Origin of the sequence: Virgibacillus dokdonensis (assembly GCF_900166595.1) — a bacterium.
Lineage (GTDB): Bacteria > Bacillota > Bacilli > Bacillales > Amphibacillaceae > Virgibacillus > Virgibacillus dokdonensis.
The window spans coordinates 170,853-195,051 of record NZ_LT745763.1; the positions used below are offsets into that span (position 1 = coordinate 170,853).

Below are 24,199 nucleotides of genomic sequence, written 5' to 3' on the forward strand. Positions count from 1 at the left end.
AAAACTATTGCAGATTTTACGATGGAGATAATAGGTGTTTTATCTCCTTTCTATAAGCAGTGTAAGGATTTCTTCCAAATCTAGAGATTCCTGCTGTGTCCAATTGATTTGTTCTTGTTGTAAGAAGGCTTCCGTCTGTTCTGGAGCGTTTGAGACAAGATAGCGTGTTGAGCGATCGATCTCCCCTGGAATACCTTCCTCTGGAAGATGTTCGCCAATCCAATATCGGCGGTGTCTATGAATTAGTGATTCTTTTTCAAATTTGTTCAACAGCTTTCCATTCTTTAATACGACTATATAATCAGAAAGTTTCATAATGTCAGCGGATTGATGACTCGCCATGAAGATAGCGCGGTCTCCTTGCTCCATCCATTCTACAAGTAAATCCATTAGCTTCTGCTTTGCCGGAATATCCAAGAAAGAAGTGGGTTCATCAAGAAGCAACAATGGTGTATTTCTTGGTAAAGCAAGTGCTAGCTGGAGTTTTTGTTGGTTTCCTTGGGATAGTTTTGCAAATTGTTCATCTAATGGAATTTGCAATAAATCTACCATCTTCTGAAATAGCGCTTCATTCCAATGCGGATATAGAGAGGAAATAAAGTCTTTTAATTTGATTCCAGTGAAAGGTTCCCAACCAATGATGGTTTGTGCTTGGTACGTAATATGTTGTTTCCAGCTTTCATCGGAACCGTTTGTTTCTATATCCAATAGTTGAATGCTACCTGTATTACGTTTCACTAAATTCATAATGAGTTTAAATAGTGTGCTTTTTCCAGCCCCGTTCGCTCCAACCATTGTTGTTATCGTTCCAGGCTCTATCATTAAGTGAATCGGTCCTAGGTGTAAGGTGTCTATGTTTTTTTCTACATCCATTATCTTGAAAAGCGATGTCATGTTTGGTTTCCTCCTTTTTTATGAATGATTTCTAAGCACATTTTTTTTAGTTGTTCGGCTGTATAATCATATTTAAATGCAATTTCAACAGCTGCTTCAATTGCTTGGTATACTTCATCAACTTTCATTTGCTGCTTCATATCATGGTCTATGTCAGCAACAAATGTCCCTTTTCCTTGCGTTGTTTGAATAAAGCCTTGATATTCTAAATTTTGATATGCACGACGAATCGTAATGACGCTCGTCTCTAAGTCTTTTGCCAGCGAACGAATGGATGGAAGTGGTAATCCTTTTGTAAGTTGTCCGCTAGCAATGAGCGTTTTCATTTGGTTTTCGATTTGATGATAAATTGGTTCTCGAGATGTTTTGGAAAGATGAATAGGTAATTCCACAAAACCAGCTCCTTTCTGCTAGCATTAGGCATATATCGTATAGGTCGTGTGAGGATCGCAATTAGAAGTAATCCCGCTTATTCATAATTTGTTTCATATATAGTTGATGCGCTTTGACAGCTGCAAAGCCAATAATGAGTGAAACTGCGGAACTGAGTACGGGCCAGTTTCTAGCAATAATCATGGATAATTCCACAACACCATGGTCAAAGATGAGGTGAGAAATAGATAATATAAATAGGAAAATGAAAAGAAAAATGAAAGTCATAGCTGCTGTGAACAACCAATTTGCTGGATATACTTCACTTATTGGTGTAAGCGTCCCTATATAAAGATTGACAGATAACCAAATGATTGCAAACGCGATGTAAGCTGGTATGGATAATAAATGAGCGATAGGTGATGCAACATAAAAGATAATTAGAAACGCAAATTGTACTGGAAAGGAGAAACAAAAATGAATGATGAAGCGACTTTTAATTAAGATCTCCTGTTTAATTGGTAATGGTAATTGCATCATCAAAAGAGGATAGACATTGGCTTGTTTTAAATGCCAATAATTTGGATTTCCAACATTGATACCTAAAGTAAAAAAAAGAATAAAAAATAAGTCATAACTTATAACGCTATTATCGAGATAATGCTGAAAATTGGAAATGGTAAAAGGGAAGAAACCAAGTACGATTAAACAACCAAATGCAATCTTCCTCGTAGAAATGCTTAATTCCAACTTAGCAACTTGCCAAGCTTGCTTCCATTTTTGCATATAAACAACCTCCTGAAAACTAAACTGTAGTACTGTGTATGTTCACATAAACAGTACTACAGGTAATAAGAGGATGTCAAGGGACTTAAGGTGCAAAATTTACGTAATTGTTGAAGTGGGGATAAAGAGGTAAGATAGAAACTTTAGCTTGAACGGAAACTGTAGAGAGAGGGAAGTTTAGGAAATGGAAAAAAACGAGCAAATATTGTCAATATACATTAATTATAAATGGAAGTATAAATTCATGGAGCGAATGTAACCCATGAAGATAATACTGTTTATAGCAAAGCGGTCAGAACATGGAAGGCGTGCAGGTAATATACAACTACGATTGGCGAAGGTATCAAAAACATGGTACACATCGTTTAATAGAAAGTGACGAAAAAAAGTCAAGTAATAATGTTTCGTATAAACTAAAATATGACCATATTGTGAAATATTGAACAATAAACCCATAAATAAAAACATGTATGGTATACTCTAAATGTAGTAAAGAAATACTACAACGAATTGTGAAATGATGAACAAAAGGGAGATGGTACACGTGATCATGAATTTTATCCAAAGAAGTAGTATAGCCGCAGGTATTTTAGCACTTATTCGTATTTATATTGGTTATGAATGGGTTGTTGCTGGTTATGGTAAAATTACGGGCGGTCAATTTGACGCTTCTGGATATTTACAAGGGGCGATTGCAAGTGCTGGAGGAGAGCATCCGGCAGTACAAGGCTGGTGGGCAGTATTTTTAGAAAAAGTAGCCTTGCCGAATGCAGACATATTTACTTTCCTCGTTATGTGGGGGGAATTGTTAGTTGGTATCGCACTTATATTAGGCATATTCACCAACTTTTCAGCATTGATGGGTATTACAATGAACTTCGCTTTCTTGTTTAGCGGCACAGTTAGTACAAATGCGCAAATGGTATTACTTACGGTATTCTTGTTAGTTGCTGGTTACAATGCTGGAAAATTTGGTTTAGATAGATGGGTTATTCCATATGTAAAAGGTGTTTTTACTAAAAAAGAAAGAGAAAGTCTAAAGGTTGCTTAATGGCACAACAAATCATAGCACCTTCTTACAGCTTGACGATAGCTGTAAGAAGGTGTTTTTTGCACTATAAAACCCGATTGGTAGTAAAAGTAAAACGAATGGTTTAACCATAAAGAGTTGGTGATCAGCAAGTTTTTTAAATGTTTCTGAAGTTATTGTTAAAGGAGTCGCGAAAATCGTAGAAGGAAATATTTTACTGTGCTATTCTATATATAAAGCTTTTCTACACAAAGTATGGAGGGGGAAGTATGCCAAAATTTCATAAACTTGTTCGTGATAAAATTCCAGAAATAATTGCGAGCAAGGGGCAAAAGGCAATTACAACAACACTTCATACAGAAGAATACCTGGTTGAATTAAAGAAAAAAGTGCTAGAAGAATGGGATGAATATTTACAGGCTGAGGATGATGTTTCAGCGCTAGAGGAATTAGCTGATCTTTTAGAAGTCATTCACGCATTAGCAAAAACGCATGGAGCGTCGCTGCAAACAGTCGAAACTTTGCGTAAGAAGAAGAGTGAAGAGAGAGAGGTTTTGATAGGCGTGTGTTTTTACACTGTAGAAAAGATGACATTTAGAATTATTAGTTTAAGAAAAATTATAATAAGACCCAATAGGGCTGAAGGCAGACTATGTTTCTTTTCACAATAACTAGAGAAGAAAGCTCCCACATATTTTTTCGTGATAGGAACTTTCCCCTTAAAGAACTCGTTGTGTGATTCGTCAAGTCGTATACATTTGCCGACAATTTCAGCATAGAATTACTTATATGTATGAAACATCTTCATACATATGGAAGTTTTACGATTTTAATAGATTTGCTTTAGTTACATACATAATTAGCTAAAACGGACTGTACGTTATAAATATTGAGTTGCTTATTGAATGTTTTTTGAATCGGTTCAGAGCTACCAGAAACCCATAGCTTAAGTTCTGCATCTAAATCAAATGTTCCAGCTGTTTCAATGGAGAAGTGCGTAATGTTTTTGTAAGGAATAGAATGGTATTCCATTTTCTTTCCAGTAACACCTTGCTTATCAAGAAGAATTAGTCGTTTATTGGTAAATAACATCATGTCGCGGATCAGTTTGTATGCGTGCTCCACATTCTCTCCTGTAGATAATAGATCACTTATTTCTTCCTCTGCTTTCTTTGTGTCCATTTCCGATGCATTACCCATCATACCATCAAACAATCCCATTTAATATTCCTCCTTGTGAATAAATAAAAAAATCAGATATTAAAGCGTATGTTTAATCCAATGACAACAAAATATATGCATTATTCAAAAGGTGTTTGCATTCAAATTGAACATATATCTACATTGTACATGAGTATTTCCTATAATGGAAGGAAACCCACGTTTAAAGATTTCCAGAATCGAGCAAGATGATAAAAAATGGAAAGGGGTAGAAAGATGAATAAAAAGACCATTTTGATTTTGTTTACCATGATATGTATTATCATTTTATCAGCTTGTAATACAACCGATGAAGAACAAACAAAAGAAAAACAACAGTCGAACGAATCAGTAGAAACAGTTGGCAATATGGAGGAAGATGCTTCGAAGCAAATTTTTGTTTCATTAAAGGATCGCAAGCAACAGGAAGTAGCTACAGCAACATTAACTCAGGAAGAAGATGGCGTACGTATTCAATTATCAGGACAAAATTTCACACCTGGAAAGCATGGTTTTCATATCCATGAGACAGGTGCATGCGAAGGACCTGATTTTAGTTCTGCTGGTGGACATTTCAATCCCACAAACGTGAGTCATGGAAATGTTGAGGATGGTCCGCATGCAGGTGATTTGCCTAACATTGAAGTGAAGGAAGATGGTACTGTGCAAGCTGACATCTTAGCTGAAATGGTTACGCTTGAAAAAGGAAAGCCAAATTCATTACTAAAAGAGGATGGAACAGCCCTTGTCATTCATTCGGATGAAGATGATTACAAGTCACAGCCTGCAGGGAATGCAGGAGAACGCATTGCTTGTGGTGTGATTCAAGAAGGGGAATGAAAAGGACAGGCGAGCGATTATAGCTCGCTTATTTTAAGAGATAAGAAAGTATAAAAATTTGATGCTATGGGATGACCAAATAACCGAATGAGCCACGTCCGGCTCCATCGCCCAGCAACTAGGCGACTTCACGAATCGCCTTACGATAAGTCATCATCGGTTCGTACTAAATAGGAAGGCCGACTAAAGACGGGCTTGCCGGAGGGCGCCGGCATACTTCTGTTGCAGGAGCATGATTCCTAAAACTTTGTTGATTCGCTCCACTCGCTACGTTGCTAAACGGGCGCTTCCGCCTTTGTTCTACTATAGTAAAAGAAAAACTCGGCTTACACAAAAAAATGTAGCAATAAGCCGAGTTTTTCCCATGAGAAAAGATATATAAAATAAGTGGTTTGTGATTCATGCCGTAACCAAATAAGTAAGCGCTCAGCAGTTAGGTGACTTCACTTCATTTAAGCTAAGTCATTATCCGTTCGTCGCTAAGAGAAAGGTCGACTAAAAACGGGGCTTGCCGCCCGACGTCGGCACTCCCTTGTTTTAGTGGCATGATTCCTAAAAGTTTCGTTGCTAACAGGACGCTCCAAGCCTTTATTCTGCATTGTTTACATGCTTGCGTTGGAAATTTGCAATATTTTCATACTCTGCTTTCAAAACTTGAGGTAGACGTATGAAAAGCGGAAGTAGCTCATCGTAAACAGCACTTGCAGCTTCATTTGGTTGATGGGTATGTGTAGCGCCAATCATTTCGGAAACAACTGAAAAGTCATCAATCTCATTTGTAGCGTACATGCCTAATACGATTGCGCCGAGGCAAGAACTTTCATAGCTTTCTGGTATGACAACAGGTTTATGGAAGACATCGGCCATCAGTTGACGCCACATGGCTGATCGAGCAAAGCCACCCGTCGCTTGGATTTGTTTTGGCTCTCCTGTCAATGCAGTGACTGCAAGTAAAACGGTACGTAAGTTAAACATAACACCCTCTAGTACGGCGCGTACCATATGTTGTTTTTGATGATGAATGCTTAATCCGAAGAAAGAAGCACGTGCATTAGCATCCCAAAGTGGTGCACGCTCCCCCGTCATAAATGGGTGAAATAAAAGCCCGTCAGAACCTGGTGCTACACCTTCAGCCATTTTCGTTAGTACATCATAGGGGTCCATACCTAATCGTTTGGCTGTTTCTACTTCAGAAGCTGCAAATTCATCCCGTACCCAACGTAGAATCATTCCTCCATTATTAACGGGTCCGCCAACAACCCAATGCTTTTCTGTTAATGCATAGCAAAAAGTTCTACCCAGTGGATCTGTTTTTGGTTTGTCGGTGACTGTACGTATCGCACCGCTTGTTCCAATCGTAACGGCAGTAACGCCAGATTCAATCGCGTTGACACCAAGATTGGAAAGTACACCATCACTTGCTCCGATGAGAAACGGCGTGTTTACGTCTATTCCCATTTCTTTACAAATAACTTCGTCTACACCAGTAAATGTCTTTGTAGTAGGCACGAGTGTGGACAGGTTTTCTGGGGTTATCCCTGCTACTTGTAATGCTTCCTCATCCCAATCTAATGCTTCTAGGTTCAATAAACCGGTTGCCGAAGCAATGGAGTAGTCAATCACATAGGAATGGAATAAACGAGAAAATATATATTCTTTAATCGAGATGAATTTATGCGCTCGTTGGAACAGTGCTGGTTCTTCTGTTCGTAACCATAATAGTTTGGCTAACGGCGACATGGGATGTATCGGCGTTCCTGTTCTTAAATAGATTTCATGCCCATTTTTCTTATCGTTTATCTCTTTAGCATATGGAGCACTTCTTGTGTCCGCCCATGTAATGCTATTTGTTAATAAATTTCCTACCTCATCTACAGCAATTAAACTATGCATGGCAGAACTAAAAGCAACAAATTTTAAAGCTTTTGGGTGAATCCTACTTGTTTGCATGGTTTCTTTAATTGTTGTTACCACAGCTTGGAAAATTTCGTTAGGATCTTGTTCGGCTACTAAAGGATTTGGTGTATGTAACGGGTAATGTACGGCACTTTTGCTAATTGCTTTTCCGTTCTTTGTAAACAAAACCGCTTTTGTACTCGTGGTTCCAATATCAACGCCTAAATAATAAGCTGATGCGGTCATCCATATTCCTCCTTGCACTACGTATACCTTTATTTTACCAGATGTTTGATGGGAAACATGTATTTGAAAGATCTCACTCGTTAATGATTCATTTTATCGTTAAGCAAAAAAGGGGAAGCTTGGTTTTACCGTTTATGCTTCCCTACGTAAACTAGTCGTTTTTAACCACAGCGTGGCCGCCAAATTCATTCCGTAGTGCTGCTACCACTTTGCCTGTAAACGTATCATCTTCAAGGGAGCGATAACGCATCATTAAGGAAAGTGCAATAACTGGTGCTGCTACTTGGTAATCTAGAGCTGTTTCTACCGTCCATTTTCCTTCACCCGAAGATTGCATAATACCACGTATTTGATCCAATTGAGCATCTTTGGAGAATGCTTGTTGTGTTAGTTCCATTAACCAAGAACGAATGACCGAACCATGGTTAAATACCTTAGCAACTTTTTCGTAGTCATAGTCAAATTCACTTTTATGAAGAATATCAAATCCTTCTGCGATGGCTTGCATCATACCATATTCCATGCCATTGTGAACCATTTTTAAGAAATGGCCACTGCCTGCTTTCCCAGTGTATAAGTAGCCGTTTTCTGTGGAAATATCTTTAAATAGTGGTTCAATTTGTTTAAATGCTTCAGCATCTCCACCTATCATCGTACAAGCGCCGTTTCTAGCGCCATCTGTTCCTCCACTTGTACCGCAGTCAAAGAAGAAGATGCCTTTATCGTCTAACATTTCTTTTCGTTTACATGTATCTTTATAGTTGGAGTTACCGCCATCAATTAAAATATCACCAGTTTCAAGTAATGTTGTCATTTTTTGTACGACATTTTCTGTCACTTCTCCAGCTGGAACCATTAACCATATAATGCGCGGACTAGGTAATTGTTCTACAAGATGTTCGATGGAGGATGTTGCTTCGTAATTTGCATGTGTGATTGAAGTCCTTTGTGCTTCGTTCGTGTCAAAGCCAAGTACATAATGTTGATGGTCGAGTAAATTAAGTGCTAAATTATATCCCATTTTTCCTAAGCCAATCATACCAATATTCATTTCCGTCACCTCGAGTTGAATTAATATCATTTTGTTAAATTATGAACATAATAATTATTGCATGATGGGAAAGTATAAAAAATCACATGATAAAATGTGCATGTTAGTCTTTATAGTATAAAAGACCACCATGGCTTGCATGGGAGAGTTCACCATATACAATTTCGCAAGCACGTTTTTACTATGAAGACAGCGTTTTCCCATAAGATTTGTCGATAAACCAAGTTTTTTAGCAGTAAATAATTCATCGACTTGCATTCATTATATCAAATTTTTTTCCGTATACAACAATTATCGCGAAATTTTTTTTCGTGTATAATAGTTTAAGAAAACGAAATAGTATAAAAATCTTTTTGTGAGATAAAAGGAGAACATAAATATGGATCAAGTCAACCAACACGGTTTAGCGCGTATTCGTAGCAATTATAGCCGCTTAAGTGAGAAAGAGAAGAAAATAGCTGATTATATTTTGCAACATCCGAAAACAATTATTCATCATACAATTAACCAGATTGCAGATGAATTGGAGGTTGCGGATTCAACGGTGTTTCGTTTTTGTCAGCGCGTGGGTTTTAAAGGATACCAAGCTTTAAAAATTGCACTTGCTGCTGAAATGGCGACACCCGTCACAGATATTCACGAAAAAATCCAAGCTGGCGATGACGTAGGAACGGTTAGTGAAAAAGTTTTTCGTTCGAATATGAATACACTAGAGGATACGTTAAAAGTAATTGATCAAAAAGCCTTACATGAAGCTGTTGCAGCATTAATTGTAGCTGAAAAAGTAGAGTTTTTTGGGATAGGTGGGTCAGCCATTGTATCCATCGACGCTTATCATAAATTTCTTCGTAGTGGAATGCAAGTGCACGCAAATTTGGATGCGCATATGCAGCTAATGGCAGCATCACAATTGCGTGCTAAAGATGTGGCTGTTATTATTTCCCACTCTGGTTCTACAAAAGATATTATGGATATACTACATGTTTTAAGGGATAAAAATGTCACGATTATTGCGATAACAAACTTTGCTAAATCCACGCTGAGCAAGCAAGCAGATATTTTACTTTATACCGTCTCAGATGAGACAGAATTTCGACCTGAAGCATTATCGTCACGAATTGCAGAGCTGACATTAATTGACGCATTATATACAAATGTAATGCTTGCCAAAGGAGAATCCGCTCAACAGGCACTACAAGATATGCGCAAGGCAATTGCTTTAAAACGTTTATAAGGTGACGTGAGTTTCCTGATGTCAGCGACTTTCGATGATAGTGGGCGAATTTTTAGCAGGTATGAGCGGGATTTTGACAAGAGTGAGCGAAACACCAGCAAGGGCGAGTGATTTTTCGTGGTCTAGGAAATTATAAAATTTTGCAGCTGTGGATAAACGTACTAAGTTATTTAGCCACGTCCGGCTCTAGCGCCCAGCAACTAGGCGACTTCACGAATCGCCTTACGATAAGTCATCATTGGTTCGTCAACACCACCTCACCATGATTCCTAAAACTTTAGTCGTTTCGTTCCACTCGCTACGTTGCTAACCGGGCGCCCCGAGCCTTTGTTCCTTACAGATATGATATAAAGGTCAGTTAGTGAGAAGGGGGATGTACATTGATTGATATTAGTAAGTTAATTCAAGGGAAAAATGTAACAGAATTAGATATTCAATTGTTGAGCTATATTGTCGAAAATATGGATCATGTCTTGAAACAAGGAGTTCGTCACATTGCCAAAGTGAATTATACTTCTCCAGCAACCATTATTCGTTTGTCCAAGAAGCTTGGATATACAGGATTTGTAGATATGTATTATCACCTTTTACCGCTGGTGAAAGAGGTAGATGAAAAGAAGGGAAATGTAGAAGATGATTTCCCAGATATTACTACAAAGGAATTTTTCGATTGCAATGGGATGGAAACAATTCATCAATTTATCCATAAAGTCATGCAGATGGAGCAAACCTATATCTTTTTATACGCAACTGGCTTTTCGGCTATAGCTGCTGAATATTTATACAAAAAGTTATTAGTATTAGGGAAGAAAACGATATTAGCTAGTGGTATGGATTCAATAGGTGTATTTGAAAATAATTTGGATCATATTGGTGCACTTGTTGTGATTTCTAAATCGGGTGAAACACAGCAAGTCATTGATAAGCTAGTTGCTGCTAAGGAGCATAACATATTTACTGTTTCCTTCACCAAAGAAATAGAAAATCGAATCGCCAACATATCGGATTTAAACTTTAAAATCATGGATAATAATAAGCTAGATGATCGAAATATGTTGCCTAATATTTTTTTCCCTCGATTATTAATGGCTTTTGAGCTTATTTTAAAGGAATACTTAAAAACAAATGCTAGGTAGGTAATATATACTTTGTGAAACGTGTTTCAATCGATGAAACACGTTTTTTCAGCTACAAAAATTATATACAAGAAACCGTTTACGGGATAAACTAACTTATGTCATCGACAATATACGACAAATTTACTGGGGGTGTTTTAAATTGAAGCAGAAGATGATGGAAGCAATGCAACGTTTTTCCAAAGCAATGTTTATTCCAGTACTTATTTTACCCATTGCAGGTATTCTCATAGCTCTTGGTAATGTATTTACAAACCCACGATTACTTGAAATAATTCCGTTTTTAGATAATCCTGTCACAACTGGGTTTGGTTCCATTTTATCGGGTTCATTAGTTTCGATTTTAAGTAATTTAGGTTTAATTTTTGCTGTTGGTATAACTGTAGGCTTAGCAAAGAAAGAAAAGTCCGTAGCAGGATTTACCGCATTATTAGGATATTTAGTATTTGTGAATGCAATGAATAAATTTATGGAGCTAAGTGGTTTGCTTCTCGAAGCTGATTCCTTGCAAGGAACTGGACAAACATTGGTGTTAGGAGTCCAGATATTAGATATGGGAGTTTTCCTAGGGATTATGCTCGGTCTTGTAACCGCATTTATTCATAATAAATTTATTGATACAGAATTTAATGGTGCCTTTCAAATATATGGTGGTTCCCGGTTTGTGTTTATCGTTTTAATTCCGGTTACCGTATTAATGGCAGTGCTTCTCACTTATATTTGGCCTATTTTTCAAAATGGAATCAACAATCTTGGCACATTGATTCAACACAGTGGGAATTTTGGTTTGTTTTTATACGGCATGTTAGAAAGGTTACTTATTCCAACTGGTTTACATCACTTAGTATATACGCCATTTCTGTACACCTCACTTGGTGGCGTAGCTGAAGTTGGCGGCCAGGTTTTAGAAGGGGCTCGTAATATTTACTACGCGGAAATTGCTGATCCAGCGGTAGCCCGTTTATCAGAAAGTGTTATCTGGGATGCACGTGGCATTGCGAAAATGTTTGGTTTAATTGGAGCATGTTTAGCGATGTACCATACAGCCAAACCAGAAAATAAAGTAAAAGTAAAAGCAATTTTAATTCCAGCTGCATTTACTTCTTTTATTGCCGGAGTTACAGAGCCAATTGAGTTCTCCTTTATGTTTGTGGCACCAATTCTATTTGTTGTCCATGCTGCTTTAAGTGGTTTAAGCATGGTGGCTTTAAATTTATTAGATGTTCGTGCAATTGGACCAAATGGCATGATTGATTTTCTATTGTTTAATGTCCCACTTGGCTTTGAGAAAACAAGTTGGCCGATGTATATCTTCGTCGGAATCCTATTCTTTGTTATCTATTATGTAGTATTTCGTTTCTTAATTACCAAATTTAATTTCAAAACAGTAGGACGTGAAGATGCAGGCAAAGAAGCAAAATTGTACTCGAAACAAGATTACAAAGAAAAGAAGCGTAAAGGTAAAGCAAAAGACGATACAAATACGGCGAACACCGATATGGCAAGCTTGATTGTAGAGGCTCTTGGCGGGGCAGAAAATATTGATACCATAACAAACTGTTATACGAGATTGCGACTCACATTGCGCCAACCAAACTTAGTTGATGAAGAAACATTAAAAACAAAGACAGGAGCAAGTGGTGTCATTGTTAAAGATAAAAACGTTCAGGTAGTGTACGGTTTACAAGTAACGACTGTGCGTAAATCTGTGGATGATTATTTAGGTAGAGAACAAACAGAATAGATAAAAGAGAGGAAGAGAACAATGAAAGAATTTTCGATTGTAATAGCAGGTGGCGGAAGTACCTACACGCCAGGAATTGTAATGATGCTTTTGGATAATTTAGATCGTTTTCCTATTCGTACATTAAAATTATATGATAATGATGCAGAGAGACAGGCGGTATTAGGGGAAGCATTGGCAATTACTTTAAAGGAAAAGGCGCCTGATATGGAGTATATTTATACTACTGATCCAGAAGAAGCATTTACAGACGTCGATTTTTGTTTTGCACATATACGAACTGGTAAATATAAAATGCGTGAATTAGATGAGAAAATCCCGTTAAAGCACGGTGTGGTTGGTCAAGAAACGTGTGGACCAGGCGGAATTGCCTATGGGATGAGAAGCATTAAAGATATGATAGAACTTATCGACCTAATGGAGCAATATTCGCCAAACTGCTGGATGTTAAATTACTCTAACCCAGCAGCAATTGTCGCAGAAGCTTGTCGTGTATTACGTCCAAATTCTCGCGTATTAAATATTTGTGATATGCCAGTAGGAACGGTACGAAGAATGTCACAAATTATTGGTAAAACACCACAAGACCTTGACGTTCGTTATTTCGGTTTAAATCATTTTGGTTGGTGGACGAGTATCAAAGATAAAGAGGGAAATGAATACTTACCACAAATTAGAGATTATGTAGAAGAACATGGGTACTTGACTCAAGTCGAGGTTGATACACAGCATATGGACCCAAGCTGGCAGGAGACGCATAAGAAGGCAAAAGATTTACTCGCCGTTGATCCGAGATTTCTACCGAATACGTATTTAAAATATTATTTCTATCCTGACTATGTTGTGAACCATTCCAACCCAACATATACGAGGGCAAATGAAGTTATGGATGGCAGGGAAAAAGAAGTCTTTTCTACGGCAAGAGAAATTATTGCAAAAGGTACATCCTCAGGAAGTGAATTTTCTATAGGTAGTCATGCTTCATTTATTGTCGATCTTGCGCGAGCTATCGCATTTAATACGTATGAAAGAATGGTTATGATTGTAGAAAACAATGGAGCTATAGCCAACTTCGATAACGATGCAATGGTTGAAGTCCCATGTCTCATTGGATCAGATGGGGTGGAACCCTTAAATCAAGGAAAGATTCCAGATTTTGAACGAGCGTTAATGTATCAACAGGTGACAGTAGAAAAATTAGTTGTCCAAGCGTATATAGAAGGTAGTTATCAAAAACTATGGCAAGCACTAACACTTTCTAAAACAGTACCAAGTGCAAAAGTAGCTAAAGAAATTTTAGACGATCTTATCGAAGCTAATCGAGAATTTTGGCCAGAGTTAAAATAAGTTTTCATGAATTTTAGTTAGAGGGTACTGTCATGTAAAGCACCCACTCATTCAATATGCACTATATAAACAGAAGAGTAAGTGAACAACCCTTGCTTGATAGCTGCCATTTTTGAGCTGTCTATGAAGCAAGGGTTGTTTAATAAATGCGTTTTTTAATGTGAAAATTGCTGGAGATGGTGTAAGCCAACCAAAGCCACATCCAGAAGGAATTCATAAGGCATTAGAAAAGATGTAAATACAACTTAATGCGGCAATGTTTGTCGGAGATAGTGAAGCAGATATTCAAGCTGGTTTAGAAGCAAATGTGCATACGGTCGGAGTCAAATGGTTTCTAACGTACCAGACAGATACATTCATTAGACAACCAGATACACAATGTCACTCCATCGCTGGTTTTATGGCGTATATAAAAGAGACGCAATGATACAAAAGCACCAGACTTTAGGTGAAAAGGGAGCTGGATAAAATTTTCTAAGCGGAATAGATTGCTTTCTTTCTTTACTTCTGTATAATATATTTCGAGTATCGAAGAAAAAGGTCGGACAGCTTAGAAAGGAGAGCGATGTATGCCAGCACAACCTATGGCAGAGACAAAACAGGAAAAAATTTGGACACGTGACTTTATCCTTATTTGTCTCGCTAATTTTTGTATATTTTTAGGCTTTCAGATGACGCTACCTACGTTACCTTTATTTGTAAAAGAACTTGGTGGCAGTGATCAATTGATCGGAATTATTGTTGGAATATTTACATTTTCAGCATTGGTAATGCGTCCTTATGCAGGGCATGCATTGGAGTCAAAAGGTAGACAATTTGTATATATGTTCGGATTACTTATCTTTGTTGTATCTGTGGGCTCATTTGCACTCGTTTCCAGTATTGCCCTACTACTATTACTCCGCATCGTACAAGGAGTAGGATGGGGCTTTTCAACGACAGCTACTGGAACCATTGCGACGGATTTAATACCTCCCTCGCGTCGTGGAGAAGGGATGGGCTATTTCGGACTAGCTGGTAATTTAGCATTAGCTTTTGGCCCGTCTTTAGGTCTAGCGCTTGTTGGTCAAATGAGCTTTTCTAGCTTTTTCCTCATATGTGCTTCCGCTGGACTTGTTGCATTACTTCTATCTAGTAAAATTAAATATAAAAAAGTAGAACAATTGCAGCATAAGACAGTAGCTTTGAAGTTTGATTTTTTTGAGAAAACGGCTATTCATCCGTCATTATTACTGTTTTTTGTAACGTTTACGTTTGGAGGAATTGCAACCTTTCTACCTTTACATGCTGCAGAACAGGAAGTTGCTGGAATTGAAGGCTATTTTTTAATGTATGCTGTTTTCCTGATGATTTCCCGTACATTTGCTGGGAAAATTTATGATCAGAAAGGGCATTTATTTGTTTTCCTTCCTGGGACAGTGCTTATTTTTGGCGCTATGATTTTGTTAGCTTGGCTGCCTAACACAGCTATGTTACTTATTGCAGCTAGTTTATATGGACTTGGATTCGGAATGATTCAACCTGCCTTACAAGCATGGGCGGTTGAAAAAGCTCCCGGAAATCGAAAAGGGATGACGAATGCCACTTTTTTCTCCTTTTTTGATTTAGGTGTTGGTATGGGAGCCATTATCTTCGGACAAATTGCCTTCTTATTTAATTATGGTGTGATTTATGTTGTAGCTGCAGGATCTGTGTTACTATCCATGTTATTGTATTTGTATCTCGTATTCATTGCTGTACGTCGTAAGCAAGATGTGCGTTAGGCAAATCTAATCCCCATACGATTAGGACCTTTAGCTCATACCTTTCGTGTATGAAACGATTTGTTTGGGCTAAGTTCCCATGTATGGAAGATTTTTTCATCTTCCTATCTCAAAAAGGAACCCAGCTGGTTTAAGGCTAGGTTCCTTATTATATTGGTCTAGGAAATTATAAAATTTTGCAGCTGTGGATAAACGTACTAAGTTATTTAGCCACGTCCGGCTCCAGCGCCCAGCAACTAGGCGACTTCGCGAATCGCCCTACGATAAGTCATCATTGGTTCGTCAACACCGTCTCACCATGATTCCTTTATTTCAGTCGCTTCGTTCCACTCGCTACGTTGCTAACCGGGCGCTTGCGCCTTTGTTCTTCAATTAATGATGTTTTGGTAATACAATCCGTTTATATAATTGGACTGTAATCACGTAATATAAACCATAGATGACTAAGAAAATAATAATTGGTAGCCATACTTTTGTATAAGGTTCCACTAAGATAAAAGAGAACATTTGCATACCAATTAAGACGTGTACAAGCCCGATAATGGCTGGGAACAAAAATAGTAGAAATAATTCACGGTATATGGATCGTTGCAATAATGACTTACGAACACCGATTTTACGTAACATGTGATAGCGCTCGATATCTGCTCCGGCACTTGATAGCAGTTTAAACATAAGCACACTCGCCATCATCATTAAAAAGGCAATACCGAGAAAAATTCCCATAAAGACGGTGCCGCTGGAAAAACTTTTTAAACTGACATAATTATTATATTTTCCCCCCGCATTATCGACAGGTTTACCTACATAACTTTCCGCAACTTCTTGTTGTCTTTCTTCCAGTTGCTTGAATGACGATAAATGCTTGGAAAAGTCGTCTGCTTTAACTACTATGACCTGTTTTTCTTTCGCATCTACGTTCTCATAATGGCTTTGATCAACGACATAAACCGTTGTCTCGCCAAACATAGTATCGCTTGCATTTAATTCAAGAGAGATAGCATCCAACCATTTATCTGGAAGTTCTTCCCCTTCTTTGCCATCCATTGTATACAGAGAAGCAGGTAGTTTTTCTTCCACACGTAATATTTGAATATCAGATATAGCTTCCATTGTACTATCGAAATGAGGAACTAGAGGTGGTTTCTCTAACAGGCTGTCTTTAAGAAAGAACACTCCGTCATTCGTCAATTTATACTCGTACGTATTTTTTTCACTGACGTCCATTGCTCCGATGGTTTTTAAATCTTCCTTGGTTGGTTCATAGATTGCTGCATCATTTGCTTGAAAGCTAGAGGCTTGAAGCTCTATATTATGATAGAACGAAAGCCCGGCTGTCATTGCACCTAATCCAAGTGCAATTAACATGGCTACTGTTCCTAATACTTTGGTTAAGTTAAGCATTCGAAATCGTAATTGCCCTAGTGTAAATGAGTTAATGCCTGTTTCATTTAACATGCGGTTTTGTTTTAACTTTTTCACAAAGTATGGCAAAAAAGAAATAAAGATGAAATATGTTCCTGGCACGATCGTGATGGTAGCTAGGATAACTCCGAGATATTGCAATTCAGCAATATTAATCATGGTGTAGTAGCCAATCACCATTAAAATAATAGAAAGTAACACACCAAAAAAGGTTTTCAAACCGCTTGTTTTAATAACGTCTTCTTGTTTGTCCGCTTGTAATAAATCTAGCACCTTTTTCTTGCCAATTTGCCAAGCATTTACAACCGATGTTAATAAAAACAAAATAATATAAAAGATAACGGTTGTAATGATCGAAGAAGTATAAATCGCTTTAAAGCCCGTGGCTTCCGCTGAGAAATCAAGCATATCCATAAGTACATCGGCAATAATCGCTGTTAACCCCATGCCGATCACAATACCGATGACTAGCGAGACTAGTCCGATAAACAGCGTCTCCATAAACATGAGTTGCGTAATTTTACTTTTTTTTGCCCCCAGAGTTAGATACATAGCCATTTCTTTTTGTCGCAATGTTTGAATAAACGAGGTGGCATAAAAAATATAGAAAACCGTAATAAATCCGAGAATAAATGTCCCAACATGGAACACAAACATGGTTGCACTAATCATGGCATTTGCTTCCACAAAAGCTTCATTTTGAGCTAATGTTTGAAACATATAAAAAATCGCAATGGAAATCGTTAATCCAAATAATAGTACTAAATAGTCTTTAAACATTTTTCGCATACTGGATAGAGATAATTTAACTAACACGAGATCACCTTCTTTCTATTACCATTCATTTGGTTTGTTAATTTCAGAAAGGACATCAAGAATATCTTGATGGAATTCATTCCGTCTATGAGTACGATGTATTTCTTTATATAGCTGACCATCTTGAATGAATAAGATACGCTGACAATAACTTGCGCTTAATGGATCATGAGTTACGAGCATAATGGATGTGCCGAGATTTTCATTCATATGAACGAATGTTTCCATTAAGCTTCTTGCGTTTTTAGAATCCAATGCGCCAGTAGGCTCGTCTGCAAGAATGAGTGCAGGTTCATGTACAAGCGCGCGAGCTGCTGCAACCCTTTGCTTTTGCCCTCCGGATATGGTTACAGGATATTTCGGAAGAATCTCCTCAATGCCGAGATTTTTGGCCACTTTTAGTACGCTTGGTTTAATGTTTTTCACTGCAACACCTTGTAAAGATAAAGGTAAAGCAATATTTTCATAAACAGTAAGGTTTTCTAATAGATTAAAATCTTGAAAAATAAAGCCGAGTTGCTTGGAGCGAAAGTCTGCTAAATGATTTTGCTTCATGTTCGTAACATCCGTACCGGCAATTTTTACAGAGCCACTAGATGCTTGATCCAAAGTAGAGATTACGTTTAACAGTGTCGTTTTTCCGGCGCCAGAAGCCCCCATAATACCGACAAATTCACCCTGTTTCATTTCAAATGAAATATCTATTAAGGCGTGATATTGTGTTTCTTTCCTTTTTCCGTACACTTTATTTAAATGGTTTACTTGTAAGACAGATTGTGCCATCGTTCTACCTCCAACAATATATTTTCTATCATTAGCTTACCGTTGGGTGGAAAATATAGGTATCGAACTTCCTTTCAACCAGCTTACATTTTTGTAAGTAAAGCTTCATAAAGAAGGAAGATTATTTTAAAAACAGGGTGAATTTGTTTATACTATAGGAAAGTATAAGGTTTTGTGGATTATAGTATAAGAAAAACGAAGGCTTCCGCTAGGAGACTTGGTAGCAAGCCAAGTTTTTCTAACAATAGAAACATAAGAATTGGCAAAGGAAGGTATCTTTATTTTGAAAACAATTCGTGATATTAATGTGGAAAGCTTATTTCCATCCGCCATATATAAACGAGGTTTGAAATATTACAAGCTAGGCCGTGTCAGTGATCCATTATTTGATAGGAATCATCAAGAATGGTCAGCGATCGTAGAAGGCACGGAGAAATATGCCGTTGAAATTCACGCGAAAAATTTTGCTAACGGCTCAATAGGTACGTATTGTAATTGTCCCGCATTTGATACGTATGGTACGTGTAAGCATATCGCTGCGGTATTAATTAAAATTGTTAATCAAAAGAATGATCCTGCAGATCAATTTTCAGCCTATAACTATCGTTTAACGCAAAACTTTATGGCTGCATTAAATAGTCTTCCGCCAACAGAGCAAATGAAAGCACCCGCACCGAGTCAAGTTGAACTCAAAGTGGAGTATATTTGCAAATTAGATAATCAGGATCAATTGCAATTAGAATTGAAAATTGGTGAAAAACGCTGTTATATCATAAAAGATGCTGCTTCCATGCTGGAACATATCATGGAAAAAAGGGAATACTCGTTAACAAAGCGTTTTTCTTATGTTCCGGAACTGCATTGTTTTGCCCAAGCAGATATGGATATTCTTGTTCAGTTACATGCTATTTTGCAGAATGAGCGTATTTACCGTACGGATGATCGTTTTTTCTATAAAGATAGCAAACGTTATATCATTATACCTCCACTGCAGGCGAAAACGTTGCTGGAGAAGCTCGTATCACGATCTTTCTTTGTAGAGACGATGAAGGAAACGTACTCCATTGTAACTGTGGAAAAAGAGGTCATGCCGTTTGACTTTTCTTTGTCAGCGCATAATCGAGATGAATTATTATTGAAAATGGAACCACTACATGATGTATTCTTTCTTCCTTACTATGATCTTTTGTTTGCCGATGGCGTGTTTTATATTCCTAGCGAATATCAAGCCCCCATTATGAATCAGCTTCGGCGCTTTCAAAATCATCATTGGCGGTTACCTGTTGCCAAAAATCAAGCGGACGAATTTGTGTCTACGGTTATTCCATCGTTGCAGAAGGTAGGTAACGTTTCTATAGCGGAGAATGTTGCTAAAGACATTGTGCAATATCCACTTGAAGCAAAGCTCTATTTAGAAGTGAAGGAAGCTTTTATAGTCGGGAAATTGGAATACCATTATGGGTCTGAACAAATAGATCCCTTTGGCAAGCGTGAAGCGAATGAAGTTATTATCATTCGTGATGTGGAAAAAGAACAACAAATTATGCAACTCATTGAATATGCAGATTTTCATTATAACGGAAAAGAACTTTATATTCCTATAGATGATGAAGAAGCGATGTATGATTTCATTTATTATACAATTCCAAAGCTGGATGAGTATGTAGAATTGTTTTTAACATCGGATATTCGTAACTTGATAGTAGAACAGGAGCCTACAGCCTATGCGAATGTAGAAGTAGATCATGCATCCAATTTATTAGATATTGGGTTTGATATTGAAGGTGTAGATGAGTCGGAAATTAAGCAAATTCTATCAGCTGTGGTCGAAAAGAAACGGTATTACCGTCTAGATAGTGGGGCATTGGTATCTTTGGAGAATGATACATTTTTATCTGTGCAACAGTTTTTTGATGATATGAATATCGATAAAGCTGCTATCACAGATGGAAATATGCAAGTACCCGTCTATCGTGGCGTACAAATTGATGAGCTTTTACAAACCGATAAAAATTATGATCGCTCATTCCGCAAGCTCTTGCATCATTTAAAATCACCGGAAGAGCAAGTGTATCCACTTCCCGATAAGCTTCAAGCAGAGCTGAGAAATTATCAAGAGGCTGGTTACCAATGGTTTAAGTCGTTAAGTGAATATCATCTAGGGGGAATCTTAGCAGATGATATGGGACTGGGAAAGACGCTACAAAGTATTGCGTACATTGCATCAGAACCAAGCACACAGCCGCATTTAATTATTGCTCCATCTTCTGTCGTATATAACTGGAAAAATGAATTTGCTAAATTTGCTCCAGGTTTGCAGGTGGCTATTTTAACAGGTACACCACAAGAACGGAAACAGAAGTTTGCTGATTCAAAGCAGATGGACGTTTGGATTACGTCTTATGCTACAGCTCGGCAGGATGTAGAGCTGTACAAAGAAATCCGTTTTCAAACACTTATTCTTGATGAAGCACAATATATTAAAAACTACGCAACGAAAACATCAAAGGCAATTCGCAGCCTGCAAGCGGGCCGTCGTTTTGCGTTAAGTGGTACACCAATTGAAAATTCCATTGATGAATTATGGGCTATATTTCAAGTGATTCTACCGGGATTAATGCCAAATCATAAAACGTTTAAACAACTCCCTTATGAGAAAATCGCGCTAATGACAAGGCCGTTTATTTTACGACGGTTGAAGGGTGATGTTCTACATGAACTCCCGGAAAAAATTGAAACAGTGCATAGCTCGGAATTAACAAAGCAGCAAAAGGATTTATATATTGGCTACCATCGTCAGTTGCAACAAGAAGCGGCGCAATCCATGAGTGAAAATGGCTTTCAAAAAAGTCGGATGAAAATTTTAGCTGGCCTTACGCGCTTACGACAGATATGCTGTCATCCATCGTTGTTTATTGAGAACTATGAAGGAGACTCAGGCAAGCTGGAGCATTTAATGGAAACGGTCCGAAATGCGCAGGAAAGCAGCAAACGGATGTTGATCTTCTCTCAGTTTACATCCATGCATGAGATTATTAAGGATGAGTTAGAGAAAGAGCAAATTGGCTATTTTTATTTACATGGACAAACACCGTCACAGGAAAGAGTAGAAATGAGTGAACGGTTTAATAATGGGGAAAATGATGTGTTTTTAATTTCCTTAAAAGCTGGAGGTACTGGTTTGAATTTAACCGGGGCAGATACGGTTATTTTGTATGATTTATGGTGGAATCCGGCAGTAGAGGATCAGGCTACTGGTCGGGCGCATCGTTTTGGTCAAAAAAATGTCGTGCAAGTTATTCGTTTAATTACGGAAGGAACCATTGAAGAGAAAATATATGAGTTACAGCAGAAAAAACGCGAATTAATTGATCAAGTCATTCAACCAGGTGATGCCATGTTCAATAGCTTAAATGAAGATGACGTTCGTGATCTTTTAAATATATAATTTGGTAGAGAAGATTATCTCTCTAGAAAGAAGTAAAGATTAGAAAAAACTTAGTTTGTTTGCAGAGCCAAGTTTTTCTTAAAGGATAAGAGAGTATAAAATTTGATGCTATGGCGTAACCAAATAACCGAATGGGCCCCGTCCGGCTTCAGCGCCCAGCAACTAGGCGACTTCACGAAATCGCCCTACGATAAGTCATCATCGGTTCGTTCCAGTCGCTACGTTGCTAAACGGGCGCCCCGAGCCTTTGTTCTAGGATAAATTATCGTGTCAAAAATGGCACACCTCATAAGAGCACTCTTACTATCGGTGGATGTAGTTTGTTTAAACTTTCCCTTTATCACGCACCCCAAAGGAATCGCTAGAAGCGTAACTTTTGGGTGCATTTCTTATTCGTTTATATGTTCAAATTGAAAAGTTTTCTTGGTCTCCCTCTTACATACGGTTTTTCCTCTCCGGCTACTTTAATAACTTTGCCTGATAAAAGTTTATTAATCGTACGCTCAGCACTTCGTTTCGTAACTTGATAATGCGAAGCGAAATCGTGCGAAGAGAACGGCTCATTATTGCGTAATGTTATGAATTGAATGAAATTATAAGAAATTTCATTGTTTAATCGCGCTTTATGAATCAGTGCTTGATATAGTTTCGATGTATCAAATGTTTTCGTCTCACCTATAGGGCCAATCATCACTTTGTTTTCATTTACTAAAAAACATTTACTTTCCTGTGTATCCAAACAGGCTTTTAAAGCTGCTTTTGCATTCTCCTTTGCGGTGTTTGCTGTCAGCCCGATACCAAACGCAATAGCGACAGGGAGTTGTGACCGTCGTTCAATGACATGAAGTAAAGGAAAGTCACGGTAATGCTGTCTTATGTACTCCAGCATAGCATTTGTTCCGAATAGCATCATATGATTGTGTTTATTTGTAACCACACATGCATGGTTTTCTTGGGCAAATTCATGAATGATTTTTTTTAATTGTTCGTTACTGTCAAAAGATTGTACTTTAGCTTCTTTTGACTTTAACTGAATATATCCTATGACAACTTGGGTCGTATTCGCTTGATAATCCCGAAGTTTTACTACTTGTTTTATTTCCTCCATAGCTATTTCCATATTTAATGTAGGTGTGTGCATCTTTTGAACGGGGATATTTTTTTGTTTTAACGTATCTTTTACTTCTTCAAATGATGTCACGACATAATCTATTTTTTCCTCTTTCCATAGCTTCTCGTGATAATCAATAATGGGTTGCAAATGATGTAACATGGATTCCTTCGTTTGTAATAAATAGATATCATTGTCTTGCAAATGTAATTCTGAAAACACTTTATAGACTGGTTTATCATTGCAAACATCTATAGAAATACGCTTCCAAACTTGTTCGTCATTCTTTTTCAACAAACATAATGTTGTTAAGAGCATGTATTCATCTAGAGGAAGATGGATACATGGAGGCTCCTTCTTTCCAACTTTACTTTTTACATACAAATAGGAAACTTGTTCCGTGAAAAAGAAAATATCACAAACATACGCCTTTTCGACTAAGTGGATCATTTCTTTCAAACTGACATAAGGAAAGAACATAAAATCAAGTTCTTTATCGACAGGTACTACTTTTTTAACTCGGTCTAGCATTGCTCTTGGGCTAAATACCGCTACTTTCATCTTCATTCTTATCGCTCCTATTTCCGTTATAATCATCCTAATCATAGGTGTGGAACTAATTTACGCTAGTGCATTAAAGTGAATGGGTGAGGAGTTCTTATGAGATAGTCAAAGATGGATGTGTGTTGTAAAAATAATAGGTAATAGTCATATGGTATTGAATTTTCTAATAATTGTCAAGATGATTTCCTAATTAAAATGGAATATTTTTGGAATTACCATATTTCATGTAGGTGGATTAGCTGTTATATCCATGTTTAGCGTATAAGCTAAGCAAAGGCTATTGCAATGGAGGCTTGGCGGTAGATTAGTTTTTCTTACAATGTAGGAAAGTATAAAAAATGTAATGGTTTATAGTATAAGAAAAACGACAGCGTTTTTTCGCCATAAGACTTGGCTACAAGCAAAGTTTTTCTAATTGTCTAGGAAATTACACTAGCGTTGCATAAAAAGTAATGCTTCAAGTCAAGCGTTAATTTTCCATTTGAGACATAGGTAACAGAATTTTCTGATATA

19 protein-coding genes are annotated in these 24,199 nt (G+C 37.5%); 10 read left to right on the top strand and 9 right to left on the bottom strand.

What is annotated here, in order from left to right; translation table 11 throughout:
• Positions 1–39: 39 nt before the first annotated feature.
• The 3 genes from B2C77_RS02620 to B2C77_RS02630 form a co-directional block, all read right to left on the bottom strand.
• Positions 40–894, bottom strand: a complete 855-nt coding sequence (locus B2C77_RS02620) for an ATP-binding cassette domain-containing protein (RefSeq protein WP_077702281.1) — start codon at positions 892–894, stop codon at positions 40–42.
• Entirely contained in the window at positions 891–1,286 is a 396-nt protein-coding gene (locus B2C77_RS02625) for a GntR family transcriptional regulator (protein WP_077702282.1), read from the bottom strand. Before B2C77_RS02625 ends, B2C77_RS02620 begins: the two co-directional genes overlap by 4 nt.
• Before the next feature lie 61 nt (positions 1,287–1,347).
• On the bottom strand, positions 1,348–2,052 hold the full coding sequence (locus B2C77_RS02630; protein ID WP_077702283.1) for a hypothetical protein: 705 nt from the start codon (positions 2,050–2,052) through the stop codon (positions 1,348–1,350).
• Between the two features lie 520 nt (positions 2,053–2,572).
• On the opposite strand from B2C77_RS02630, the gene B2C77_RS02635 reads away from it, so the two are divergent.
• Positions 2,573–3,103: a DoxX family protein gene (locus B2C77_RS02635; RefSeq protein WP_438272973.1), complete on the top strand. Its 531-nt coding sequence runs from the start codon at positions 2,573–2,575 to the stop codon at positions 3,101–3,103.
• A gap of 248 nt (positions 3,104–3,351) precedes the next feature.
• Positions 3,352–3,753 (top strand): nucleoside triphosphate pyrophosphohydrolase, encoded by a 402-nt coding sequence (locus B2C77_RS02640; RefSeq protein WP_331804664.1) that lies wholly within the window; start codon positions 3,352–3,354, stop codon positions 3,751–3,753.
• 172 nt (positions 3,754–3,925) lie between these two features.
• On the opposite strand, the gene B2C77_RS02645 is transcribed toward B2C77_RS02640, so the two are convergent.
• Positions 3,926–4,303: a PH domain-containing protein gene (locus B2C77_RS02645; RefSeq protein ID WP_073006819.1), complete on the bottom strand. Its 378-nt coding sequence runs from the start codon at positions 4,301–4,303 to the stop codon at positions 3,926–3,928.
• A gap of 216 nt (positions 4,304–4,519) precedes the next feature.
• On the opposite strand from B2C77_RS02645, the gene B2C77_RS02650 reads away from it, so the two are divergent.
• A complete protein-coding gene (locus tag B2C77_RS02650; protein ID WP_077702284.1) occupies positions 4,520–5,122 on the top strand; it encodes a superoxide dismutase family protein in 603 nt (200 codons plus the stop codon).
• A 588-nt stretch (positions 5,123–5,710) separates the two neighbouring features.
• Here the strand turns inward: B2C77_RS02650 and gntK are convergent.
• Positions 5,711–7,264 (bottom strand): gluconokinase, encoded by a 1,554-nt coding sequence (gene gntK, locus B2C77_RS02655; RefSeq protein WP_077702285.1) that lies wholly within the window; start codon positions 7,262–7,264, stop codon positions 5,711–5,713.
• Between the two features lie 151 nt (positions 7,265–7,415).
• The gene (gnd, locus tag B2C77_RS02660) at positions 7,416–8,315 is read right to left on the bottom strand and encodes a phosphogluconate dehydrogenase (NAD(+)-dependent, decarboxylating) (protein ID WP_077702286.1); all 900 of its coding nucleotides are present in this window, start codon (positions 8,313–8,315) and stop codon (positions 7,416–7,418) included.
• A 379-nt stretch (positions 8,316–8,694) separates the two neighbouring features.
• On the opposite strand from gnd, the gene B2C77_RS02665 reads away from it, so the two are divergent.
• From B2C77_RS02665 to B2C77_RS02685, 6 genes are all read left to right on the top strand, one after another.
• On the top strand, positions 8,695–9,549 hold the full coding sequence (locus B2C77_RS02665) for a MurR/RpiR family transcriptional regulator (RefSeq protein WP_077702287.1): 855 nt from the start codon (positions 8,695–8,697) through the stop codon (positions 9,547–9,549).
• Positions 9,550–9,929: 380 nt separating this feature from the next.
• On the top strand, positions 9,930–10,685 hold the full coding sequence (locus tag B2C77_RS02670) for a MurR/RpiR family transcriptional regulator (protein WP_101933282.1): 756 nt from the start codon (positions 9,930–9,932) through the stop codon (positions 10,683–10,685).
• Between the two features lie 142 nt (positions 10,686–10,827).
• Positions 10,828–12,429, top strand: a complete 1,602-nt coding sequence (locus B2C77_RS02675; protein ID WP_077702288.1) for a PTS transporter subunit EIIC — start codon at positions 10,828–10,830, stop codon at positions 12,427–12,429.
• A 21-nt stretch (positions 12,430–12,450) separates the two neighbouring features.
• Positions 12,451–13,776 (top strand): 6-phospho-alpha-glucosidase, encoded by a 1,326-nt coding sequence (locus B2C77_RS02680; RefSeq protein ID WP_077702289.1) that lies wholly within the window; start codon positions 12,451–12,453, stop codon positions 13,774–13,776.
• Between the two features lie 256 nt (positions 13,777–14,032).
• Entirely contained in the window at positions 14,033–14,203 is a 171-nt protein-coding gene (locus B2C77_RS21300) for an HAD family hydrolase (RefSeq protein ID WP_123059367.1), read from the top strand.
• Between the two features lie 142 nt (positions 14,204–14,345).
• Positions 14,346–15,539 carry an MFS transporter gene (locus B2C77_RS02685; RefSeq protein ID WP_077702290.1) on the top strand — a complete coding sequence of 398 codons (1,194 nt, stop codon included), beginning with the start codon at positions 14,346–14,348 and terminating at the stop codon, positions 15,537–15,539.
• Between the two features lie 372 nt (positions 15,540–15,911).
• Here B2C77_RS02685 and B2C77_RS02690 read toward each other — a convergent pair whose 3' ends face one another.
• Both B2C77_RS02690 and B2C77_RS02695 read right to left on the bottom strand, forming a co-directional pair.
• Positions 15,912–17,780, bottom strand: a complete 1,869-nt coding sequence (locus tag B2C77_RS02690; protein WP_077702291.1) for an FtsX-like permease family protein — start codon at positions 17,778–17,780, stop codon at positions 15,912–15,914.
• An 18-nt stretch (positions 17,781–17,798) separates the two neighbouring features.
• Positions 17,799–18,563 (bottom strand): ABC transporter ATP-binding protein, encoded by a 765-nt coding sequence (locus B2C77_RS02695; protein ID WP_077702292.1) that lies wholly within the window; start codon positions 18,561–18,563, stop codon positions 17,799–17,801.
• 283 nt (positions 18,564–18,846) lie between these two features.
• Between B2C77_RS02695 and B2C77_RS02700 the strand changes: the two genes are divergently transcribed.
• Positions 18,847–22,011: a DEAD/DEAH box helicase gene (locus tag B2C77_RS02700; protein WP_077702293.1), complete on the top strand. Its 3,165-nt coding sequence runs from the start codon at positions 18,847–18,849 to the stop codon at positions 22,009–22,011.
• Between the two features lie 397 nt (positions 22,012–22,408).
• On the opposite strand, the gene B2C77_RS02705 is transcribed toward B2C77_RS02700, so the two are convergent.
• Complete coding sequence (locus B2C77_RS02705; protein WP_077702294.1) at positions 22,409–23,689, bottom strand: hypothetical protein; 1,281 nt, start codon at positions 23,687–23,689, stop codon at positions 22,409–22,411.
• Between the last annotated feature and the right edge of the window lie 510 nt (positions 23,690–24,199).